At 38.7% G+C, this 23,447-nt stretch carries 25 protein-coding genes; 3 read left to right on the top strand and 22 right to left on the bottom strand.

Annotation, left to right across the window (positions count from 1 at the left end; translation table 11 throughout):
• Positions 1-34: 34 nt before the first annotated feature.
• The 10 genes from JTI58_RS15460 to JTI58_RS15415 form a co-directional block, all read right to left on the bottom strand.
• Positions 35-1,810, bottom strand: coding sequence for an ATP-binding protein (locus JTI58_RS15460; RefSeq protein WP_205442130.1), 1,776 nt, complete (start codon positions 1,808-1,810; stop codon positions 35-37).
• A complete protein-coding gene (locus JTI58_RS15455; protein WP_004232215.1) occupies positions 1,803-2,519 on the bottom strand; it encodes a response regulator transcription factor in 717 nt (238 codons plus the stop codon). Before JTI58_RS15455 ends, JTI58_RS15460 begins: the two co-directional genes overlap by 8 nt.
• Before the next feature lie 115 nt (positions 2,520-2,634).
• A complete protein-coding gene (gene ccsB, locus JTI58_RS15450; protein ID WP_279381275.1) occupies positions 2,635-3,816 on the bottom strand; it encodes a c-type cytochrome biogenesis protein CcsB in 1,182 nt (393 codons plus the stop codon).
• Positions 3,813-5,489, bottom strand: a complete 1,677-nt coding sequence (resB, locus tag JTI58_RS15445) for a cytochrome c biogenesis protein ResB (RefSeq protein WP_205442129.1) — start codon at positions 5,487-5,489, stop codon at positions 3,813-3,815. The genes ccsB and resB overlap by 4 nt, the downstream gene beginning before the upstream one ends.
• Before the next feature lie 6 nt (positions 5,490-5,495).
• Positions 5,496-6,035, bottom strand: coding sequence for a thiol-disulfide oxidoreductase ResA (resA, locus tag JTI58_RS15440; RefSeq protein WP_004232210.1), 540 nt, complete (start codon positions 6,033-6,035; stop codon positions 5,496-5,498).
• 317 nt (positions 6,036-6,352) lie between these two features.
• Complete coding sequence (locus JTI58_RS15435; protein ID WP_004232209.1) at positions 6,353-7,084, bottom strand: pseudouridine synthase; 732 nt, start codon at positions 7,082-7,084, stop codon at positions 6,353-6,355.
• 300 nt (positions 7,085-7,384) lie between these two features.
• Positions 7,385-7,972 (bottom strand): alkaline shock response membrane anchor protein AmaP, encoded by a 588-nt coding sequence (locus tag JTI58_RS15430; protein WP_243456064.1) that lies wholly within the window; start codon positions 7,970-7,972, stop codon positions 7,385-7,387.
• 105 nt (positions 7,973-8,077) lie between these two features.
• Entirely contained in the window at positions 8,078-9,148 is a 1,071-nt protein-coding gene (locus JTI58_RS15425) for a D-alanyl-D-alanine carboxypeptidase family protein (protein ID WP_054550607.1), read from the bottom strand.
• Between the two features lie 77 nt (positions 9,149-9,225).
• The gene (scpB, locus tag JTI58_RS15420; protein WP_205442128.1) at positions 9,226-9,819 is read right to left on the bottom strand and encodes an SMC-Scp complex subunit ScpB; all 594 of its coding nucleotides are present in this window, start codon (positions 9,817-9,819) and stop codon (positions 9,226-9,228) included.
• Positions 9,791-10,570 (bottom strand): segregation/condensation protein A, encoded by a 780-nt coding sequence (locus tag JTI58_RS15415; RefSeq protein ID WP_205442126.1) that lies wholly within the window; start codon positions 10,568-10,570, stop codon positions 9,791-9,793. The genes scpB and JTI58_RS15415 overlap by 29 nt, the downstream gene beginning before the upstream one ends.
• 55 nt (positions 10,571-10,625) lie before the next feature.
• Between JTI58_RS15415 and JTI58_RS15410 the strand changes: the two genes are divergently transcribed.
• Complete coding sequence (locus tag JTI58_RS15410) at positions 10,626-11,132, top strand: DUF309 domain-containing protein (RefSeq protein ID WP_205442125.1); 507 nt, start codon at positions 10,626-10,628, stop codon at positions 11,130-11,132.
• Here JTI58_RS15410 and JTI58_RS15405 read toward each other — a convergent pair.
• The 12 genes from JTI58_RS15405 to JTI58_RS15350 form a co-directional block, all read right to left on the bottom strand.
• Positions 11,129-11,500, bottom strand: coding sequence for a GNAT family N-acetyltransferase (locus JTI58_RS15405; RefSeq protein ID WP_205442124.1), 372 nt, complete (start codon positions 11,498-11,500; stop codon positions 11,129-11,131). The two genes, JTI58_RS15410 and JTI58_RS15405, sit on opposite strands and share 4 nt — an antisense overlap.
• A gap of 199 nt (positions 11,501-11,699) precedes the next feature.
• Positions 11,700-13,019, bottom strand: a complete 1,320-nt coding sequence (gene lysA / locus JTI58_RS15400; RefSeq protein WP_205442123.1) for a diaminopimelate decarboxylase — start codon at positions 13,017-13,019, stop codon at positions 11,700-11,702.
• A 224-nt stretch (positions 13,020-13,243) separates the two neighbouring features.
• Positions 13,244-14,692: a spore germination protein gene (locus JTI58_RS15395; RefSeq protein ID WP_205442122.1), complete on the bottom strand. Its 1,449-nt coding sequence runs from the start codon at positions 14,690-14,692 to the stop codon at positions 13,244-13,246.
• A 15-nt stretch (positions 14,693-14,707) separates the two neighbouring features.
• Positions 14,708-15,499 carry an RNA polymerase sporulation sigma factor SigF gene (sigF, locus tag JTI58_RS15390; RefSeq protein WP_009370709.1) on the bottom strand — a complete coding sequence of 264 codons (792 nt, stop codon included), beginning with the start codon at positions 15,497-15,499 and terminating at the stop codon, positions 14,708-14,710.
• 10 nt (positions 15,500-15,509) lie between these two features.
• A complete protein-coding gene (gene spoIIAB, locus JTI58_RS15385) occupies positions 15,510-15,950 on the bottom strand; it encodes an anti-sigma F factor (RefSeq protein ID WP_205442121.1) in 441 nt (146 codons plus the stop codon).
• Positions 15,943-16,296, bottom strand: a complete 354-nt coding sequence (gene spoIIAA / locus JTI58_RS15380; RefSeq protein ID WP_004232181.1) for an anti-sigma F factor antagonist — start codon at positions 16,294-16,296, stop codon at positions 15,943-15,945. Before spoIIAA ends, spoIIAB begins: the two co-directional genes overlap by 8 nt.
• A 238-nt stretch (positions 16,297-16,534) precedes the next feature.
• A complete protein-coding gene (locus tag JTI58_RS15375) occupies positions 16,535-17,785 on the bottom strand; it encodes a thymidine phosphorylase (protein ID WP_205442120.1) in 1,251 nt (416 codons plus the stop codon).
• A 14-nt stretch (positions 17,786-17,799) separates the two neighbouring features.
• Positions 17,800-18,981: a phosphopentomutase gene (deoB, locus tag JTI58_RS15370; protein WP_205442119.1), complete on the bottom strand. Its 1,182-nt coding sequence runs from the start codon at positions 18,979-18,981 to the stop codon at positions 17,800-17,802.
• A 98-nt stretch (positions 18,982-19,079) separates the two neighbouring features.
• A complete protein-coding gene (gene xerD, locus JTI58_RS15365; RefSeq protein ID WP_205442118.1) occupies positions 19,080-19,982 on the bottom strand; it encodes a site-specific tyrosine recombinase XerD in 903 nt (300 codons plus the stop codon).
• 177 nt (positions 19,983-20,159) lie between these two features.
• A complete protein-coding gene (locus JTI58_RS15360; protein ID WP_004232171.1) occupies positions 20,160-20,624 on the bottom strand; it encodes a ferric iron uptake transcriptional regulator in 465 nt (154 codons plus the stop codon).
• 122 nt (positions 20,625-20,746) lie between these two features.
• Positions 20,747-21,259 carry a hypothetical protein gene (locus tag JTI58_RS15355; protein WP_205442117.1) on the bottom strand — a complete coding sequence of 171 codons (513 nt, stop codon included), beginning with the start codon at positions 21,257-21,259 and terminating at the stop codon, positions 20,747-20,749.
• Between the two features lie 53 nt (positions 21,260-21,312).
• Positions 21,313-21,870 (bottom strand): NUDIX domain-containing protein, encoded by a 558-nt coding sequence (locus JTI58_RS15350; protein ID WP_205442115.1) that lies wholly within the window; start codon positions 21,868-21,870, stop codon positions 21,313-21,315.
• 76 nt (positions 21,871-21,946) lie between these two features.
• Here JTI58_RS15350 and JTI58_RS15345 point away from each other — a divergent pair, with 76 nt between their 5' ends.
• Positions 21,947-22,846 carry an aldo/keto reductase gene (locus tag JTI58_RS15345; protein WP_205442114.1) on the top strand — a complete coding sequence of 300 codons (900 nt, stop codon included), beginning with the start codon at positions 21,947-21,949 and terminating at the stop codon, positions 22,844-22,846.
• Entirely contained in the window at positions 22,843-23,322 is a 480-nt protein-coding gene (locus JTI58_RS15340) for a VanZ family protein (RefSeq protein WP_205442113.1), read from the top strand. The genes JTI58_RS15345 and JTI58_RS15340 overlap by 4 nt, the downstream gene beginning before the upstream one ends.
• Positions 23,323-23,447 lie beyond the last annotated feature (125 nt).

Raw genomic sequence — 23,447 nt, 5'->3', positions numbered from 1 at the left:
AGAAGTTACAGCCAATTAATAGCAATACATGTTATTAATCGAACGGTAAATAAAACGTGAAGGTCGTACCCTCTTTCAGCACACTGTCTACCATAATATTACCTGAGTGTGCCTTCACAATATTTCTAGCAATGGCTAAGCCAAGACCAGTTCCGCCTTTGGAACGGGTACGTGCCTTATCGGCTTTGTAAAAGCGTTCAAAGACATATGGTAAGTCGTCCTGAGGAATGCCATGCCCTGTATCTTGAACAGATATTTTAGCAAATGTCGGCTCCTGCTCGATTTTTACAGTCACAGACCCTTCATCTGTATGCCTTAGTGCATTATCGACTAAATTTGTAAGCACTTGTTCAATCCGATCCTCATCAATATTAATCATGGCCTCGTCATTAAATTCACTGTCAAATTGCAGACGAACGTGCTTTTCCTTTGCTACCTGAGCAAATTTTTGTGTAATACGCTCGAATGTCGAATTGATCGGTAATTCATCTTTATAAAGCGTCATATGCCCTGATTCCATGCGTGCCAAATCTAATAGATCTGTCACAAGGCGACCCATTCGCTTTGATTCATCATAAATAATTTTGGTAATCTCATTACGCTCTTCCTGATCCTGAATAAAATCATCGTCCATTAATGCTTCAGAGTAACCTTGTAGCATAGCAATCGGTGTCCGTAGTTCGTGAGAAACATTAGCGATAAAATCGGATCTTAATTTTTCTAAGCGATGTTGCTCAGTCATATCACGAATAACAGCCACAGCCCCACGTATCATTTCACCACTATAAAGAGGACTAATCGTAAATGTGTAGTAGTTGCCGTCCATTTCAATTTCCTCTTCTAGTTTATCCTCAAACATCAGCACATGATCAAGCATATGATACAGCTCTGGGGGGATAGGCTTTGCACTTTGCGAGCCTTTATTCACAAACCACTTTTGCATTAAACGTTCTGCTGGTGGGTTACTTAATAATATTGTACGATCACGGTTAAAGGTAATCACTGCATCTGTCATAGATGTCAAAATATTCGAAAGCTGTTCGTTTTCTTGATTGATAACCTCTAAATTGTGCTTTAATTGACGACCCATTTGGTTGAAGGCAACGGCAAGTTGACCAATTTCGTCATTTTGCGTTGTAGGCATTTTCGCTTCAAAATTTCCTTTCGCAATTTCAAAAGCCAACTCACGCATTTTTCTTAATGGTGAAGTAATACGTGAAGAAAGGAAAAATGCGAAGAATGTCGTCAGCACAAATGCTATGAAGGCAGCTAAAAAGACAATTTTCGTTGTTTCCTTAGACGTTTTATGTAGCGCATCTGGGCTTTGATAGATGAAGACAGCTCCATGTACTGCATTTTCAACATTTAGGGGGAAACCAAGTACGACATACGATTCCATCTTTTCTTGATCAGTAGAAGAAGGCATCATCATTTCTTTAATAATGGGTTCATCTGATTGAAACACTTCATGAAAAGATTTATTGGCTAAAATAGTATCTTGTATTTCTTTTTTGTTGACACCCTCCTGCATTGCGAAGGATACTTCAACATGGCTTATCGCGATCAATGCATTGGTCCCTGTAGGTAAAATATCTTTTAATAATTCCGAAGTAGATTCTGCTGTTTCATTGTCATCTACTATACTTGCCACTGTAGCAGCTGTCTGACGCAATGAAATTTCTGCTTGCTGCATATGATAATTTTGAAGAAATTCAAGCATTAATACCGTGAAAACAAATAATACAAATGAAACGAGAAGCAATATGGTTACCCATAGCTTCCCGACAACACTATTCCATATTCTATTCATTGACAACCTCAAATTTGTATCCAACGCCCCAAACTGTCACAATCATTTTAGCAGCGTTTTCAGAAACTCGGTTGAGCTTTTCACGTAACCGTTTTACATGTGTATCCACTGTACGTAAATCACCAAAGAAGTCATAATGCCATACTTCTTTTAGTAGTTGTTCACGGTCAAATACTTTGTCTGGCGATTTCGCTAAGAAGTACAGTAATTCATACTCTTTTGGTGTTAAATTGACCTCAATCCCCTCTGCTGTGACACGGTGTGCATCGTGATCAATCATTAAATGCTGGAACACCACCAAATCTTTTGAAGAGGATGCATTCGTCGTTGGTGAGAAAGCTTGTGAACGGCGTAAAATAGCCTTCACACGTAAAACAACCTCACGAGGACTAAATGGTTTTACAATATAGTCATCTGCGCCAAGCTCAAAGCCTTGTACACGATTCGCTTCTTCGCCTTTTGCAGTTAATAAAATAATCGGTGTTGCTGCGCGTTCTCGAATTTCCGCACACACTTCTAGCCCATCTTTTTCAGGCATCATAATATCAAGTAAAATACAGTGGTACTCTTTTTCTAAAGATTTCTCGATCGCTTGTTCACCATTTTCTGCCTCGTCAACAAGGTATCCTTCTCGCTCTAGATACATTTTTAATAAGCGGCGAATACGATCCTCGTCGTCTACTACTAATACTGAAATATTTTCTGACACTTTCACGATCCCTCTCTTCCAATCTTTCTCTACCTTCTATTGTACATGCTGTGACACATATTGAAAAGAAAAGAAAGCCTCTTCGCTACAGCGAAAAGGCTTGTTGTTTCACAGGTTACGCGTAGGAGTGTAAACCTGCAAGGATTAAGTTAACAGCAATTAGGTTGAATAAAATAATTCCGAAACCAATTAATGCTAACCAAGCAGATTTTCGACCTTCCCAGCCTTTTGATAAACGTAAATGCAGGAATGCTGCATAGAATAACCATGTAATAAGAGCCCATACTTCTTTTGGATCCCAACCCCAGAATCGACTCCAAGCAATTTGTGCCCAAATCATCGCAAAGATTAAAGCACCTAGGGAGAATACAGGGAAACCAATCAACACTGAACGATAACCAATTTCATCAAGTAATTGTAAATTGACACGTTTAACTAGTGGTTGGAAAATGGCACTAATTCGACGGCGAGCGATTAAACGAATTAATAAATACAAAATAGATCCTACCATTAATGACCAAACAACAGTTGTTAATTTTTTAGCATTAATTAATGCTGGCATTTCTACTAATGGTGACATGCCATGTTCTTCAACCACTTCATATTCATTCATACCGAAAATCGGAGGTAAATTGTAAATAATTTTACGAGTAGTTCCTTCTTTATCCACATAATTATAGCTAGACTCATAATCCATAGCACTAAATGTAGATGTTACCGCAACAAACCCAATAACTACTACAAGACAGTACATCACGGCCTCTAACCAAAAACGTTGTTTAGAACGCTTCGTTAAATCTACTACTTTTAATAAGTAAATAAGTCCTGCCACAGCACTAATAGCTAAAATAGATTGACCTAATGCTGCTGTAATAACGTGAATCGTTAACCAATAGCTTTGTAACGACGGCACTAGTGGACTTACTTCTTTCGGGAACATTGCTGCATAAGCGATAATTAAAAGCGCTACAGGCAATGCCACTAATCCAAGTGCAGTCAAACGATAAATAAAATAAATTAAGATAAACGCGCCGACAATGAACATACCGAAGGCAGTCGTAAATTCAAACATATTACTTACAGGCGCATGTCCAGTATAGATCCAACGCGTAATAAAATAGCCAAGCTGTGATAAGAAACCAATAATGGTAACCACAATGGCAAGCTGGCCCCATTTGCCAGTATTCTTACCAGTAGCATTAGCTTGCTTAATTGAACCACCAAATAATAATGTCGCAACTAAATAAGCAATAAACGCTACAAATAATAAGTTTCCACTTATATCAATCAAACTCATAAGGTGTTGTCACCTTCCTTTTCTTTAATGCCACCATTTGTGGACTCTTCGCCAGCCTCATCTTTCTCTAACTGATCTGTATACGGAGGCAATGCAGCAAATGTTGTGACAGCATCTAAATCCTTTTTCATGCTGAACATATTTTTGTTGACATGGGCAGCCATTAACACACGGCCGTCGGGTTCCACTTGCAGCCATAAACGACGATGATTCCAATAAGAGCCAATCGCAACACCGATCATAAAGATGACACCCCCAACAAACAGAATAGGGATGGTACTATCTTTACGTACCGTAATACCTGACATGTCACGCATTTCTGCACTAGCAAACTTCATTCTGTATTTATTTTCACCAAGTGGTTCTAAAGGAGGTTGCATAATTTCAACAAAGCTTACTTCTCCTTCTGGTGTTTCTGGTGTTGTCATTTTAAATAAAAACGCGGGATTATTTGGAATTGATGTTTTTGTTTGTGGCTCACCATTTTCAAACCCATCAAAATCTGGTGTATACACTAGTATTTGAACGGATGAACCATTGCCTAAATCATATTCTTTTTTAGGGTTTGTTAAATCAATCTCTACCTTACCTAATGATTTCTCCGTCGTCTTATTAATTAATTCAAAATTCATTTGTTTTAATTCATTTAGACGATAATCCATCTGGTAAAGAGCAAAGCCATCTTCTTTCAAAGGATGGTTTACACGAATAGAATAGTCTTTTACTTTTTCTAGATTTTCCGTATCCCCAGGTAATGCGTCTTCAGGTTGCTTGTAAAGTGTAATATCGGTCTGGAAGTTTTTAGCCACTACATTCACACCCTGTTTAACTTGCTCACCTTGAGGTGTATTATCATGTGTTTCTAAAATAAAGTCACGGTTTTCAATGAAATAGCCTTCCATTCCAGTGATAGCTCGTGTTTCACCTTCACGCACCCATATCGATTCATCAACATAGAAGCCTGGAACTAGACGTAGCATGACCCCACCTAAAAAAATGATGAGACCTACATGGTTTATGTACGGACCGTAACGAGAAAAGCGTCCTTTTTCAGCTAAGAGAGCGCTACCATCTCGACGAACAGAATACTTCATCTCAGTCATTTTTTGAGCCACTTTATCAAGCGTTTCTTCCGCACTCGCTGACACTTGTCCTTCTGCAACAATGCGCTGACGCTTCATAAAGCTTTCATGTCTTTTAACACGTTGATTCTTTAATGATTTATAAAGTGGAATGCCTCGGTCAAGACTTGCCACTATAATTGATACTGCTAGCATACCAACTAAAATCTGGAACCACCATGAGCTATATAAATCCGAAAGCCCCAACGTATAATAGATTTTACCGAATGTACCATATACGTCTGCGTAATAAGCCCCCTTCTCCATATCAGAAGCTTTTACGTAAAACTCTTGCGGTAGTAATGTTCCGACTGAAGCAGCAATTAATGTGATAATAATTAAGGATATACCAACTTTAACACTTGAGAAGAAATTCCATATTTTATCAACAAATGATTTGTTATATGTTTTGGAACGAATGGCCATACCATCATAGCGCATATCAACAACTTTATTTTGTTTTTCTTCTTCGGTTAAAGGACGACCACATTTCTCACAAAGCTTCGTGCCGTATGGATTACTATGACCACAAGCACAAATGATTTTTTCCATCGTCATTTACTCCTTATTTGGCTTCACTAATTCCATGTACGAAGCAATATCTTTCTCCGTCATTTCACCTGTAATAATTTTGGCCACTTTGCCTTCTGGATCAATTAACACTGTTGCAGGTAATTGTCCTACATTATAAGCAGTCATAACACTTTTTGTTTTGTCGATAACTACTGGAAATGACAACCCATATCGATCGACAAAATTCTGTACTTCAAAATCTGTTTGAGCAATATTGACAGCTAATGTTTGTACACCGTGATCTTTAAATTCTTGATACTGATTGTCCATTGCGGGCATTTCCTTCTCACAAGGCTTACACCAAGTTCCCCAGAAATTTAAAAATACCCCTTGCCCTTTATAATCCGACAATTTATGTTTTTCACCGTTTAAATCTACTAACGTGAAGTCAGGTGCCTCAGAGCCTACTGCTACTAACTCTACTTTTTCCTTTGTTGCTGTTCCATATACTGTGTACCCGATTGCCAACGCTAACACAGCTAAAATGACAGTTCGCAGTACAAGACGTTTTTTCTTTTTCTCCAAGTTAATAAACCCCCTATCAATTACGGCTTGCGTTGCTTTTACATATTGAAGTAACAAATAGAACTTTTTCACTCTCTATACGTCTATAAATATGTAAAAGCTTCTTTCACATTGACGTCAACAATACCGGATTAAATGTGTTACAGCTTTTTTGAACAAACTGCTACTAGGTGTACTATTCTCACCTATTATAGCAAAATGATACAAAAACACTTAGCTATTAATTATGAATGATTTATGAACGATTTCACCACAAAGAAAGTGTAAACATCCAAATACCTCTATTGGTATCCACACTTTCTTCTGGCAACATTGCATTAATCAAGCTTTCCTGTTTCTGCTAACACACGTAGTTGCTTTACTTCATGCTTTGATAATTCACGGTATTCTCCTGGAGCAAGACCAAATAAATCTAAAAAAGCAAAGCGTTCGCGTTTTAATTTAACAACGGGTGTTCCAATCGCTTCAAACATACGACGAACTTGGCGATTGCGCCCTTCATGAATCGTAATTTCACAAATAGCTTTGCCCGCTTTTTCATCGAAAGATGTCATACTTACCTTAGCAGGTGCTGTCTTTCCATCCTCTAATTTGATCCCTCGTTGAAGCTTTTTAAGCCCTTCAATTGTTGGCACTCCTTTGACACGAGCGATATATGTTTTGTCAATTTTAAATTTCGGATGTGTCAACATATAGGAAAATTCTCCATCATTTGTCAATAGCAATAATCCAGATGTATCATAATCAAGACGACCAACTGGGAAAATACGTTGCGGAATATGATGAAATAAATCTGTGACAGTTTTGCGTCCTTTATCATCTGTAACTGCAGAAATTGTTCCACGTGGTTTGTAAAGTAAGAAATATACCTTATCTTCTTTTTCTAGTTTTACACCTTCTACTTCAATTGTATCGGAATTAGATACCTTTGTTCCTAACTCACGAACCACTACACCATTTACTTTAACTTTACCTTCTAAAATCAATTGCTCTGCCTTGCGCCTTGACGCAACACCTGCATAGGCAATGACCTTTTGTAATCTTTCCATTTTTTCACCTCTAGTTTTCTTTCACATTGACACGTTCGTCATCATTCGATTTCGATCCAATGAATAGGGTTATTTTTCCCGCTAATCTGTGAAAATTATGTCATACTTTTAGACATTATTAAAGAAAAACAAATTTCACATTTTTTAATTGAGTATTCCGACTAATTTCTCGTTCGTTAATTTCTTAACATTTGAACCGAGATTTTGTTTTGTTTACTAGCAGTATACTCATTTGATAATCATGCGAATCGATTGTAAAATGTTTATTTTGACACAAAAAAAGCTACCATTCGGCAGCTTTTATCTGTATACATTTTCAATTGTTAGGCCACGTTGCTTTAACTCATTGGCTATATAGTTTTTAGCCAGTACCATGTTGCCTGCCAAAGGTTCCTCAATTGTGGAACCATCTTGAAATGTAAAAACCAGATGATCAGGCTTTGTCACACCACTTTTTTCTAGATTAACCTGCTCAACTTTCACTATTTCTTCCCACTCGACAAAATTTACTTTTAAACTAAAAAATGGATTCATATGAATACCTCTTGAATCTATCCATTTATAAGTATTAAAGCTTAATGCGATGAAACCTAAGGCAATTAATAAGGAAGTAGATACTAGACCACGTTTTATATTCTTTCTTTTTTTCGTTTTAGGTATGATCAAATAATTGATTAGTAGTACGAGGGCCATGACAAATAAAGAGACCATAAAGATAATATAAGCATTAAAATAAGGTGCAAAATAATAAAATTCATTAGGTCGATATAGTATCTCTTGAATTGGATATAGAAGAATGACAGGCACAATTAAACTTGATAAGAATAAGATAATGATTAGCCCAAATTGAATTTGCCTACCATTACTTTCCATTGAAGCTTTCCTCAATTTCCTCACCCCTTTTTTTCGAAAATTAAGAATTTTAAATTCATTATCATTTTACCAAATTTAACATCAATTGATCAAATAATGTAAAAAATCAGCAAATCGTTTTTAACGATCCGCTGATTCAACTTTTACTGGCGTTGCATAAATCCGTTCTTCGCCTATAAAGATAGACAAGACTGCTTCTTGGCGTTTCCTTGAAACATGTAATACTTGCCTCACTTGTTCTTTTTCCTCTTTATTTAACTGTAGTCGAACGGGCTCTTGTAAACGAATAGCCAACTTTTTATTGACATTGTATTTACCCTTTTTCACTACTGTTTCAAGACTATAATCTTGCCATACTTTATTGGATAAGCCTCGATGTACATTCCAATCATCTGATTCATTTAATGTGACGACAACGCAGATTTGCCCGTCCTTTTGAAAGGCCGTTGCAAGTGTTCGTCCAGCGACCTTAGTAAAGCCCGTTTTTCCAGCGAAAGCAGTACCAGTGGCTGACTTTAAGGAACTAACAGGCTGTTCTGTCTCATCATCTATATCTGCTGCCATTCCTGAACCCTCTCTTAATAGACGGTGTTTATTTTCCCATAACATTCCGTTTACTGTATTTGCCCGATAAAGTACCGTTGAAGCGATTTTCTCAAATGTTTTATTTTGCAACGCAAGTCTTAACATCTCAGCAGTATCTCTTGCAGACGATAAATGCTCATCATGATGAAGACCAGAAGGATTCATAAAGACGGTATTGGTAAGACCTGCAATAACAGCTCTTTCATTCATTAATTTGACAAAACCCTCTACAGACCCTCCTACATGTTCGGCTAAAGCTGTTGCAGCATCATTGCCAGAACGTAGCATTAAGCCATACAATAACGTTTCAACTGTCACCGTTTCACCAGCCTGTAGGTAAATAGAGCTCCCCTCAGCCATAGCAGCCTTAGGGGATATAACGACTTCATCCTGCAAGTCACTATTTTCAATTGCCACAAGTGCTGTCCAAATTTTTGTGAGGCTAGCAATAGGTAATCGTTCATCGCTATTGGATCCAATTAAAAGTCGACCTGTATCGCCATCCAAGACAGCATAGCCGCTTCCTCCTCTTGCAAAGCTAGTCTGAGGAAGCATTACCATTAACACAATGATCATAAACAGTGTTAAACGAAATAACCGAAGCAACGAGCCACTCCTTATTCAATGTGATAGGAAATTATAGATTTATATTTATGTTGAAGGCTACGCATTATACCTAACCATTATTTTGCCCCGCTAAATGTCTCTTGGAACTTCGTCATAAATAAATCTGTTTCTTGTTCTGTATCAACAAGGTCCTCATCAGGTAGAGGAGGCATTTCTTCTATATTATTTAAGCCAAAATAATGTAAAAACTCTTTTGTTGTCCCATATAAGATGGCACGTCCAGTTCCTTCTGACCGTCCTACCTCTTTAATTAAGCCTCGTAAAACTAACGTTTGGATTGGTCGTTCACACTTGACACCACGCAAATCTTCTATCGCTACACGGGTAATGGGCTGTTTGTATGCCACTATTGCTAACACTTCGAGGGAGGCTTGAGATAAGGATTGTGCGGTTGGATTTTCTACTAATCTTTGAATTGTATCGGCAAACTCAGATTTTGTAATAAGCTGATAGACGCCTGCAATTTCTTTCACCGTAATTCCTCTTGCTAAATCTTCTTCATAGGTTTCTCTCAATGTATTCATTGTTTGGAGGATAAACTCTTCCTGCTCACCTAAAAGTTGTGATAGTTGTTTAATCGTTAAGCCATCATCTCCCACAACAAATAATAAGGCTTCAATTCTACTCTGTAACATCAATGTTTTCGTCATCTTCCCATTCCTCCTTCTGTAAGGTAACCGTTAATTCTTCAAAGTTACCATCTTGCTCTACGATGACGATCTGACGTTTCATCAGTTCAAGAAGGGATACAAACGTCAGAATAAGTGTTGGCTTATCTTCATAGGGAAAAAGCTCGAAAAATGATGCACGTCCACCTGTTAATCGTAAAGAATCCACAACAGAACGCATTTGATCTTTTACTGATCGTTCCTGCCTTGCTACAGTTGTTTTTAATGGTTTCTTTAATTTTTTACGACGCATCAATTTTTGAAATGCGCCAAGCATATCATAGATATTCACATTCAAATCAAATAAAGCCATCTGTTCTTCTGAGGCTAATCCTGTTAAATCCGCAGGAGGCCTCGTAAATACTTGTGCTCTGTCTGTTTCAAGCTCTTGCAAATTACTTGCTGCTTCCTTGTATTTTTTATATTCGATTAAGCGTTGCACCAGTTCTTCACGAGGGTCAGGTCCGTCCACTTCTAATTCTGCGTCCTCCATCTCTCCTTCGTGAATCGGCAATAACATGCGGCTTTTAATTGCCAGCAAGGTTGCTGCCATTACTAAATATTCACTTGCTTCATTTAATTCCAGTACTTGCATTGCATGTATATGGTCGATATATTGTTGTGTAATTTCAGCCATTGGGATATCATAGATATCAATTTCCAATCTGTGAATTAAATGCAATAATAAATCAAGAGGCCCTGAAAAGGCTTCTAATTTTACTTCATAAGACATTATTTTACCACCCTGAGATTCTATGTTCTTTTAGTATAGTGGAAAGGAGTCCAAAATGCATCCACAGCATCATACTTTATTTATAGATTACTGTGCCTATTTTAATGGCAATCAAGATTTTTTTGAATGCCATGAAGTGCTAGAGGAATATTGGAAGGAAATTGCACCTGGTGATAAAATGCATCCACTTGTCGGCTATGTACAGCTGGCAACAGGTTTCTATCATTGGCGACGTGGTAACAATACTGGTGCTAAACGAATTTTAGAAAAAGCACTTCATAATTTTCAAGTAAATGAAGGGCATATTTTTTTCCAAGAAATTGATTATCATGAACTCCTAACACAAATGACAATAGCTCTTACTTCGATAAAAACGGGCAAGTCCTTTCAAACTTTCCAGCTCCCTCTTTCACCTCACTTGCTGGAGTTAGCCATAGCACGTATAAAGCTTTTGCCATCGAACAGCTCAAATTATCTTCTTCATAAACATATGCTACGAGATCGCTCACATATTCTTGCAGAGCGACAAGAAAGCAAACAAAGAAAAAGCAGACGGTGTTAATCGTCTGCTTTTTCATCGGTACAATGAATACATTTTTGAACGAAACTACGTGTTTCATCTGTAGCACGTACACTTTCATATTGGCCAAGTTCCGCCACTTCTTGAAGCATCTCGGTTGCTACACCCTCGCCCCTATAGGAAGGGATCACCGACACGTGCTGGATCGTAGCTATATTATGCTCATCAACAACAAGCCCTACTATGCCAACATATTCATCATTCTTTTTCCATAAGTATAAAACCCAATTATCATCATTTTCATAGGAGTGGATGGTTTCTGTAAGCTTTTTTACGTCTTTTTCGTTAGGCATAAACGAAAGTAGCCCCATTGCTATTTTCTCTAAAGCTTTTTTATATCGAATTAACATATTTGTCTATTCCCTCTTTTTCTAGCTGTACATAATCTTTGACTATCCTACACGATTTGTACTTTTACCGCAAGCCAATTTCTGTCTTACGAACCAGGTCCGAGAATACCTTTCGACGCCAACACCCAATAGACTACGCCCCATAATAAAATAAATGTTGTAATGGACGCTAGTAATACCCACTTATTTTTCCTCAAATTTACTCACCCTTTTTTAAAGTTAGCGGGAGATCGTTTTGCACAATATCTTCATAACTTTCGCGGCGAATAGCTAGTTGATGCTGTCCATCCTCTACAAATACAACAGCAGGTCTTGGCACACGATTATAGTTACTAGCCATCGAGTAACCATACGCACCTGTACAGAAAATGGCTAACACATCACCTGAAGCAGCATCTTGTAGTTTAGCATCAATAATTAATTTATCGCCAGATTCACATAATTTACCAGCAACTGTATAGAGTTCACCTTTCGGCTCATTCGCCTTACTTGCGATGACTGCCTCATACTTAGCGTCGTATAATGCTGGTCGGATATTATCACTCATACCGCCATCAACCGCAATATATTTGCGCACATCTGGCACTGTTTTTTGTGAACCGATTGTATAAAGAGATGTTCCTGCATCACCTACAAGTGATCGACCTGGTTCAATCCAAATTTCCGGCATCTTCAGTCCAAGAACAGTTGCTTTATTTTTGACAACTGTAATCATATCCTCTACATATACTTGTGGCTCAAGCGGTGCATCTTCTTCAGTATAACGAATACCAAAGCCCCCACCTAAGTTTAACACAGTACATGTAAATCCGTGAGTCTTGTTCCAATCAGAAATTTTGTCAATCAATTTTTCTCCAGCTAAGCCAAAACCAGCAGTGTCAAAAATTTGTGAGCCAATATGACAATGTAAGCCTAGTAACTCTAGGAATTCATGGCTAAATGTTTGTTGGAATGCTTCATCCGCTTGACCATTGTTTAAGTCAAAGCCGAATTTTGAATCTGCTTGACCTGTCGTGATGAAATCATGCGTATGTGCTTCAACACCTGGTGTAACACGTAATAATATACGCATTTTTTGCTGACGGCGCTCCGAAATTTCTTTTAAAAGCTGTATTTCATAGAAATTATCTACAACAATACATCCAATCTTGGAGTCAAAAGCTAGCTCTATTTCAGCAATGCTTTTATTGTTACCATGAAAATGAATGCGCTCTGCAGGGAAACCTGCCTTTAATGCAGTAAATAACTCCCCACCAGATACAACATCCAATGATAAATTTTCTTCTGCTGCTAATTGATACACCGCTACACATGCAAATGCTTTTGAAGCATAAGCTACTTCTGCTTTTACGCCTAGTTTTTTAAACGTATCGATAAAGCTGCGTGCACGCTTACGAATAAGTGCAGTATCATACACGAAAAGTGGTGTACCATACTCTTTTGCTAGCTCTAGTGTGTCTACCTGTCCAATTGTTAAATGACCATCTTCAGAAATCGCTTGTGTTCCATATAAATGCATGTGCATCTCTCCCTTTTCACATCGTTCCATCTTGTTATTTTTACGGCTTGATAGTGGAATCATTCTTTACCATTTAAAGCCATCCCATCAAGAAATTATTTCCATCAAACATAAAAAAACAAATGTATAATACTTGCTTTTTCTTGAATGAAAATAATTTTTGCAAAAATCACAAAATACTATATGTGAACTTTATCACATGAAAAAAACGAGTGCAACGGCTCCTATGATCTTTTTCGCTGTTTGGAAGCGACTACATAAGGTCTTAATGCATCAGAAGTCATTGGGAAACGAATGATGACACGAAGCATTGCCGTTGGAAAGAATGGAACAAGCGGCCATAAATAAGGTGCCTGCATTGGTCGCAATGAACATAAATAGGTAAACAATAAAAATAAACCAATAAATAACCCATTGACACCCCAGAGACCCGTCATCAGCAGTAACAGTAACCTAAAAATTTTAATGGAGATACTGAGCTCATAGGACGGAATAATGAAAATAAGAATAGCTGCAACTGCTGTATAGAGGACCACCTCTGAAGAGAATAATCCAACATCAATCGCAATTTGACCAATGATTACCCCCGCAACCAATCCCATCGCTGTCGATAATGGTGACGGAGTATGAATGGCGGCCATCCTCAAAAACTCGATGCCAATATCTGCAATCAGTATTTGCAATAACAATGGTACATGCGATTTCTCCTCCGTACCTAAAAAGGAGAGGGCATCCGGAAGTAAGGATTCATTCGTTGCAAATACATACCACAATGGCAATAAAAGTAAACCCATAACGGAGCCAAAATATCGCATTAAACGTACAAACGTCCCTACAGTCGGTGCCTGTCGATATTCCTCCGCATGCTGTAATAAATGAAACATGGTAACAGGCACTAAAATAACGGATGGAGAGGTATCGACTAATATAGCTATATGCCCTTCAAGTAGATGGGCAGCTGCAATATCAGGTCTTTCCGTATAACGTACAAATGGCACTGGATGGAACTTTTGTTTAAAAAGCCATTCTTCTAATGATTTATCGGCCATCGTCAAGCCATCATGATTAATTTGTCCAAGACGCTGTCGTAAACTTTCGAGCATATCTTCATTGGCAACATCCTTCATAAACGCGATCGCCACGTCGGTTTGACCGATTTTGGATATTTTATGTAGCTCGAAACGTAAATTACTATTGCGAATTCGCCTACGTATTAAAGCTGTATTTTGAGAAATTCCTTCTGTAAAGCCATCCCTTGAGCCACGGATAACTTTTTCATTATCTGGCTCTTCTGGAGAACGTCCTGGATAGTTTCTAAGCTCTGCAACGTAGCAATAGCCACTTTTGGTAATAAAGGTGACCTGTCCACTTAAAATGGCTAGTAAATAGGCTTTACGCTCTGTTTCCTCTGAACGTCCATGGAAATTAAAATAGGACTCAAAGTATTCCTTCTCATCCTCCACTTCAATCTCAACGTCCTCATCTGGGAGCATACTAGAAAGTAACTGTGTTAAAGCTTCTCCATCTACAAGCCCACTAATATATGCACAAAGGACCGGCAAATCTTTGACAAATAAGTGTTTAATCCCAACGTCAAATGATTCGCCGTCACCAAAATGTTCTATAAGAAAATCTTCGGCTTCTTCTAAGCTGTTAAATAATTTATTTGTCATGCTGTCACCATTTTCTTAGATGTCTTTTTTTATTACTTCCTGCTCCACTGTTGCACTGGTTGCCATCCAACTTTTCAGCTGGGCAAGAATTTTTTTCTCTAATCGGGATACTTGTACCTGAGATATACCTAATCTATTTGCAATTTCAGTTTGCGTGCAATCTGAAAAATAGCGAAGATATATGATAGACTGCTCTCTCGGCTCAAGTCTCGTTAGTACTTCTTTCAGTGGGATATAATCAAATGGTTGCTCTGATTTCTCATCCTTCATTTGATCCATTAATGTAATGGAATCCCCCTCACTTTCATACAATTGTTCATGAAGAGAGGCTGGGTCTCTCAGCGCATCGGATGCGGTGACAATTTCCTCGGTTGTCACACCAAGCACCTGAGCGAGTTCTTGAATAGTTGGAGGATGTTCGTTCTTTTTAATAAATTCGTCAGTAGCATGACGGATTTTAAAATTGAGCTCACGAATAGAACGGCTCACCTTCACCATGCCATCATCCCTTAAAAAGCGTTGAATTTCTCCAATAATCATCGGTACGGCATAGGTTGAAAATTTCACATCATATGTTAAATCGAATTTATCCACAGATTTCATGAGCCCTATGCAGCCAATCTGGAATAAATCCTCAAGCTCAACACCTCTCGTTGTAAAACGTTGAACAATGGACCACACAAGTCTCGTATTGCCTTCTACCATTCGTTTACGAGCCTCATGATCGCCCTGCTGTGCGCGTGCAATTAAATCACGCATTTCCTCCTGAGACAAAAGCTTATCGGACGACTGTTCTAACGGCTTCACGGGCTTAACCTCACATTACCGCTGTGCGAACTGTGTAAAATTTCTTCGTGAATGTTACAGTTGTTCCTTCTTGCCATTTTGATATAACTGTCAGCTGATCCGAAAAACTGTCCATAATAGTGAAGCCCATACCTGAACGTTCCATCATACTTTTCGTTGTAAATAACGGCTCCATCGCTCGACTAACGTCCTCAATTCCTACCCCTTTATCCATGACAGATACTGTCACAATATCATCCTCACGTTTAGCATGAACTGTCACAACACCCTTACCATCTTCTTCATAGCCATGAATAATGGCATTGGAAACCGCTTCTGAGACAACTGTTTTAAATTCTGATAGTTCATCAATAGTTGGGTCTAATTGTGCAATAAAGCCTGTCACTGCTACACGCGCTAAAGCTTCATTTTCACTAATTGCCAAAAAAGTTAATGTCATTTCGTTATCCATTTACAATCCCCCTTACGCGATCAATCGCTTGTTCCTCTGTTGCATCCATCATCCATGGCCCTAATCCTGAAAATTGAAATACTTTTCGCATTGTTGGCGATGGATTCAATAAAATAGTTCGCCCAGCAACTGCTTCTAACTCACGCATCCGACCAAGCACTAAGCCAACTCCCGAACTATCCATAAACGATAGCCCTTCTAAGTTCCAAATGATGGTCGTCACAGTGCCTTGAAAAATTGCTGCAGAAATTTTCGCTCGAATTTGTTCTACTGCATGATGATCGAGCTCCCCAAACAAACGTATAACGACTGTCTCTCTTGTGACCATTTCTAATTGATAATGCATGAACATCGCCTCCTCCTCGTGCAATTCCACATTCAATATGGTGAATCCTTGCGGCTGACAGAACTAGTGCAAAGTCTTCCGAAATAGTGTCTAATCGACATACTTATAGCTTTTTAGGTTAAGTGCAGTATGGGATAAATCAACAATTTCTAAACGCTATCGATTGCTAAAGTTTGGCGATTCATGGAACACAAAAAAGCGAGAGCCCTCTTAAAGTGAGAGCTCTCGCTAAGGATCTTTATGCAATTGTATAAGCTTGCTGAATTTTATTAATTGTCTCTTCATCAATTGGTTGATTTGAATATAAATAAGCAATCGTATCGCCAGTATGGACATGGTCACCTTTTTTAGCAATAAGCTGAATGCCTGCATCATAATCTAGCTTCGATTCCTTCGTTAAACGTCCAGCGCCTAGACTAACACTTGCTTCCCCAACTAATAAGGCATTAATGGTTTCCACAGTGCCCCCTGTAATCGCTGTCACTGCTACTTTATGAGCTGTTTCATTTTGAACAATATCAGAGACTACTCCACCTTGCGCCACAATAAACTCCTCGAATTTTGCAGCTGCAGAGCCATCTGCAAGTACTCGCTTCACCGCAGCAGTCGCTTCCGCTTCATTCACGCCAGCAGCGATTTGGTACATTAAGGAAGAGATGACCACACATTCATCCACCAAATCCTCATGCGTTTCTTCTAAACGTCCACTTAATAAGGCATATGCCTCGACAACCTCAAGCTTATTACCAATCATTTTCCCTAATGGATTATCCATATCACTAATATGTGCGATGACTTTACGTCCAAGTTTTTCTCCAATGGCCGTCATTGTATCCGCTAAACGCTGTGCTTCTTCCTGCGTCTTCATAAACGCACCTGAGCCACATTTTACATCGAGTACAATACCATCGGCACCGCTTGCAATTTTTTTACTCATAATCGATGCTGCGATTAATGGAATAGAATCGACAGTACCTGTCACATCACGCAATGCATACAATTTTTTGTCGGCTGGTACAAGATTACCTGTTTGTCCAGCAACGGCAATTTTATGCTGATTGACATTATCAATGAACTCTTGTGATGAAAGTTCTGTTTTAAAGCCCTGAATGGATTCCAGCTTATCGATTGTTCCCCCAGTAATCCCTAAACCTTTACCGCTAAATTTCGCAACAGGAATTCCTAGAGCAGCAATAATTGGTGTGACAACAAGTGTGACCTTGTCACCAACTCCTCCTGTTGAGTGTTTATCAATTTTAAAGCCTTCAATAGATGTTAAATCAATGACATCGCCTGATTCGATCATTGCCTTTGTTAAATAAAATGTCTCATCATCAGACATGCCCAGTAAACGTATCGCCATTAATAAAGAACTTGCTTGATAATCTGGGATTGAGCCTGTCGTATAGCCTTCAACAAAATACTGAATTTCAGCTTGAGAAAGCTCTAATCCTTGTTTTTTCTTTTCAAACAATTGAACCATATTCATACGAAAAAACCCCCTTATTTCAAATCATGTAAGAAACTTTTACCGAATGGTGGTGCTTCTACATGAAAGTTTTCAGCAACTGTTGCTGCAATATCTGCAAAAGTTTCACGAAGCGCAAGTTCCGCCCCACCGTTAAAACGTGGTGAATAGACAATTAGTGGTACATATTCACGTGTATGATCTGTCCCTGGGAAGGTTGGATCATTGCCGTGATCTGCTGTAATAATTAATAAATCGTCTTCTGACATGGCTTCTAGAATTTCTGGTAGGCGTGCATCAAATTCTTGTAATGCTTGTCCATAGCCTAGTGGATCACGACGATGGCCGAAATTGGCGTCAAAGTCCACTAAATTTAAGAAGCTAAGTCCGCGGAAGTCACGACGTACAACTTCTGCAAATTGATCCATACCATCCATATTATTTTTTGTACGGACCGAATCTGTCACACCTTCACCATTGAAAATATCTGAGATTTTTCCAATGGCAATCACATCTAATCCCGCGTCCTTCAAAACGTTCATCGTTGTACGACCAAATGGCTTTAACGCATAATCATGGCGATTGGATGTACGAGTAAAGTTTCCAGGCGTACCCACAAATGGTCGGGCGATGACGCGACCTACTAAATAGTCAGGCTGTAATGTTAATTCACGAGCAATTTCGCAAATTTTATATAACTCTTCTAGTGGAATGATTTCCTCATGAGCCGCAATTTGTAAAACAGGATCGGCTGATGTATAGACAATAATCGCTCCTGTTTCCATATGCTCCTTCCCGAAGTCTTCAATCACTTGTGTACCACTTGCTGGCTGATTGCACAGTACTTTACGACCTGTACGTTTCTCTAGCTCCTCAATTAGCTCCGCTGGAAACCCATCTGGATACACTTTAAATGGTTTATCAATATTTAACCCCATGATTTCCCAATGGCCTGTCATCGTGTCTTTACCAACTGATGCTTCTTGCATTTTACCGTAGTATGCTTTAGGGTCAGTAGTTGCATGCATTCCATGCAATGGTTCAATATTCGCTAAACCAAATGACTCCATTACTGGCATTGTAAGCCCATTCATTTTTTCAGCGATATGTCCTAGTGTATGCGCGCCAACATCACCGAAATTTGCAGCGTCTGGTGCTTCACCAATACCTACGGAGTCCATGACAACGACATGGATTTTATTAAATGGTTTATTCATAATGGTTGCCTCCTAATCTCATGACTCTATTTTACCAAAAAAATGCGAAAAATAAAGGTCAGACATCCGACTGAAATATAATTTTTTCCTATGATGTTTTAAGCACGTGGATGGAATTGCTTATAGACCTCAGATAATCTTGTTTTGCTAATATGTGTATAAATCTGCGTAGTAGAAATATCTGCATGACCAAGCATCTCCTGTACCGCTCGTAAATCGGCTCCATTTTCAACCAAATGAGTGGCAAAGGAATGACGCAATGTATGTGGTGTTAATTCATGTTGGATGCCTGCCTTTAATGCATGCTCCTTCATTAATTTCCAACAACCCTGCCTTGTTAAACGTTTCCCTCTTTGATTAATAAAAAACGCATCTGTTTTGGGGTGCTTTCCCTGTAATTGACCACGAGCACCGTTTAAATAGCCATTTATTGCCGAAAGTGCGCTTTTGCCGAGTGGAATGATTCGCTCCTTGCCGCCCTTCCCAAATACACGTACAAAGCCCATGGTTAAATGAATATCAGCTAAATCCAGTGCAATGAGTTCACTGATACGCATACCAGACCCATATAATAACTCCAGCATGGCAAGATCACGTATGCCTTGTGGCTTACTTCGATTCGGAGCTGTTAGTAATGCTTCAATTTCTTCGATAGATAAGATATTAGGCAATTTTTGCTCAATTGTCGGCATTTCCAAATGAACTGTAGGATCGGTTTCTGCACGCTTTTCTCGTAGTAAAAATTGGTGGAAACTCCGAATAGATGAAATATGACGGGCAACTGTACGACTTGTCTTCCCCTGTGCCCGCAATTGCTCTAAATGGCGTAATATAGTTGTCCGTTCCACACGACTAAAATCAGCCATACCCTCTGCTTCCTGTAAAAAATGCACATAGCTTTCTAAATCTCGGCGATAGGATGCTAATGTATTAACAGATAACTGCCTTTCCACCTGAATAAAATGGATATAGTCCTCTACTGCATATTGAAATTCATTCATCACAACGCCCCCTTACTGTCAATTATTCTCTATTTTAGCATGGCCTTAAGAAATGTGCTAAAGCACCCTCCGTTCGACATAAACCACCAACCATAATAGAATTTGTACTTCATTTTTATAAAAACAAAAAACTGCCCGATTCAATCTATACCAAAGATTAAAACAGACAGTTTTTTGTTATTTTTCTTCATTCGATTCGTCGTTTTTATCATGACAGCGCCAGCATATGCCGTGGAAAGTTAGTCGGTGATCTTTTATGATAAAGTTCCAACGTTTTTCAACAACGGCTTCCACATCTTCAAGTAAATCTTCTTGAATTTCATCAACAGCACCACATTCGATACAAACAAGATGATGGTGGAAATGGGCAGCTCCCTCTTGGCGTAAGTCATAGCGCGATACGCCATCGCCAAAGTTGATTTTGTCGACAATTTTGAGCTCCGTTAATAATTCTAACGTTCTATAAACAGTAGCTAGACCAATCTCTGGTGCTTTTTCCTTTACTAAAAGATAAACATCTTCAGCACTTAGGTGGTCCTCTTCGTGCTCAAGCAAGACAGCAACTGTCGCTTCTCGCTGCGGCGTCAGCTTGTAACTAGCACTATGCAACTGTTTTTTTATACGATCAATTCGGCTCTCCATGTGACGCCCCCCTAAACTCTTTCCATTATACCAAAGGAGTAAATCCTATTACAAGATAGTGAATAGATTTCTAACCTGCTTCTACTTTTTTATCTGATCACAATTTTTGTCTATTCAATCCATCATTTTAACACATATGAAATAACAATAAACTCAGCAACTATTATGATGAAAAATGCGATAAAATTCAACAAAATTGTCCGACCAGATACTTGTTTCCCGATTTTTCGCTTTGACCAAGCGGGTACAAGTAAATTGCATAGGACTAGCAACAATATACAATAGATGAGCTGAAATGGAAACCACCAAATCGTATAAAGCCAAAAAGCTTCAAGTTTTTGTAATAAAAAAACCGAACTAAAGCCAAAAAAAGTGGCACGCATGGCTACAGTCACACGCACTAACACCTTTAAGACGCTATGTGTTGCTAGTAATAATACAAGACCTATGGAAATAGCGACAGGCAGCACTAAACGAAAAATGGATTGCCTGTCCCCATCTGCTAAACGAGGCTCTATAAATAAAATAAAGGGTTCCGCTTTCGGTCCACCAATAATATGAAAGAAAATAACGCCACAAACAAAACTTACCGCAATGATGGAAGCGTGATAAAAAATAGACACCGTACGAGACATAAACATGCTCCTTTTCTATCAAGGTTTGTACAGCTTATGCTCGTCCGTCTCTATTATGCTAAAAGATTCTTTTCTAAATTTGCAGCCAGCCACAGTACTGCAAATGCTGTTTTAGCATCATATATACGCTGGTCAGCCACCATTAATTGTGCTTCTTCCAACGAAACTTCTAAAAGTTCGACAAATTCATCCTCATCTAAATCTGCTTTATTGTCTATTGTATATAATTCCCTCGCTACAAACAAATGAATGACTTCATCCGCAAAGCCTGGTGATGTTGCAAAGGTTTGTAAAAAAGTAAGTTTATGCGCTCCATAGCCTGTCTCTTCCTCTAATTCTCGGCGTGCTGTCACCACAGGTTCCTCACCAGGCTCAAGTTTTCCAGCCGGAATTTCAATAATAGAACGCTCCAGCGCTTTGCGATATTGTTCTACTAACACTAGTTTCCCCTTGTCCGTAACAGCAATCACTGCTACGGCACCTGGGTGCTTAATTATTTCACGTTTTGCAACCTGTCCATTTGGTAATGTAACATCATCAATTTGTAGTTTTATTATTCTTCCGTCATAGATTGGTGTCGATTTCGTTGTTTTTTCCTCAAACTTTTTCATTGACGATTACCTCGCTTGTTCTTCAGATATGTTCATTGTACCATTACAAGTAGAGAAATCGAAGGAGGTCATTCGTATGAAAAAAAGACAGCTTGGTACAAGCGAATTGTTTATTTCAGAGATTAGTTTAGGAGGCATGTCTCTTTCGACAGATAAAACACAAGCAGCTGCCATTGTCGATATGGCACTAGATGCTGGTATTAATTATATAGATACAGCTGATTTATATGATTATGGTGCTAACGAAGAGATTATTGGCACAACGTTAGGTAAACGTCGTCATGATGTCATCTTAGCAACAAAAGTAGGTAATCGTTGGGTAGAAGGTGTAGATGGCTGGCAGTGGGATGCATCACCATCCTATATAAAAGAAGCTGTCCATGCTAGCTTACAACGTTTAGGAACGGACTATATTGATGTATATCAATTACACGGTGGCACAATCGAGGATGATTGGGATGGAATTATTGACACTTTTGAGGGATTGAAAAAAGACGGGCTCATTCGTGAATATGGCATTTCCTCTATTCGTCCAAATGTTTTGCAACGGTTTTTACCTGTAAGCTCAGCTAAAAGCGTTATGATGCAATATAGTGCTCTAGATCGCCGCCCTGAAGAATGGCTTGAGTTTATTGCGAGTCAAGGTGCATCTGTTGTAACACGTGGCACAGTGGCAAAGGGCTTATTAACGAATAGCTGGCAACAACGTCTACAACAGGTTAATGGTTTTAACACCTATACAGCTGAGGAGTTAACAACAACGTTAACAGACTTAGCTTCACACTATGATGATTTGCATGCATTGGCTATCGCTTTTAATCTGAAAGAGCCGACAATCGCTTCTACGGTCATTGGCGCAAGCTCACAACAACAGCTAGCTCAAACACTTGCTGCCTACGAGAAAATCAATTCCATAACAGATTTTAAGTTAGCGAATGAGCGAACAAAAAATGAGATTTATCAAGAACATCGATGAAAAAATGGCTAATTTTTATCATTTGTCTAGTTGTACTAGTAATCTCCTCTAGTATGACCTATGAGCAACAGAGCATACTACCAGAATTAGAAGATTTGCTTGCCAATAAACCTTTTGAAAAACAACTATCTATTTTAAAAATTCCCTATTGGGGAACCATCGTTTCAGTTGAAGAACGTGGTTATTTTCCATTTGTAGAGTTTTTAATTCGTAAATTGACACACTTCATGGGATTTGGCTGTATCGCACTTGGCCTATACTTTGCCTGGGGAAAACGACGTTTTGCAGCAAGTATTGCCATTGGTGGAACAGCTGTGATTGCTACGCTTGATGAATTTCGCCAAAGCTTTACACCAGGTCGTACAATGAGTGCTCAGGATGTACTTGTCGATACAGCTGGAGCCATTGTTTTTGTTAGTCTCGCTGTAGCACTGAGAAAAATACTCAAAAATAAAAGACAAAAGGCATTATCCTAGCCTTTTGTCTTCATTGTGTTGAATAACAAAAAATCCATCGAAATTAAAGTAAAAAAGGTTTGCCGTTCCGCAAAAGAGCGCTATTTTTTACAAAGGTTTCACAAATAAAATGAAGGTGTTCACTA

Source organism: Lysinibacillus fusiformis (genome assembly GCF_016925635.1).
In the GTDB taxonomy this organism is placed as follows: Bacteria; Bacillota; Bacilli; order Bacillales_A; family Planococcaceae; genus Lysinibacillus; species Lysinibacillus fusiformis_F.
This window is presented reverse-complemented; position numbering and strand designations above follow the sequence as displayed.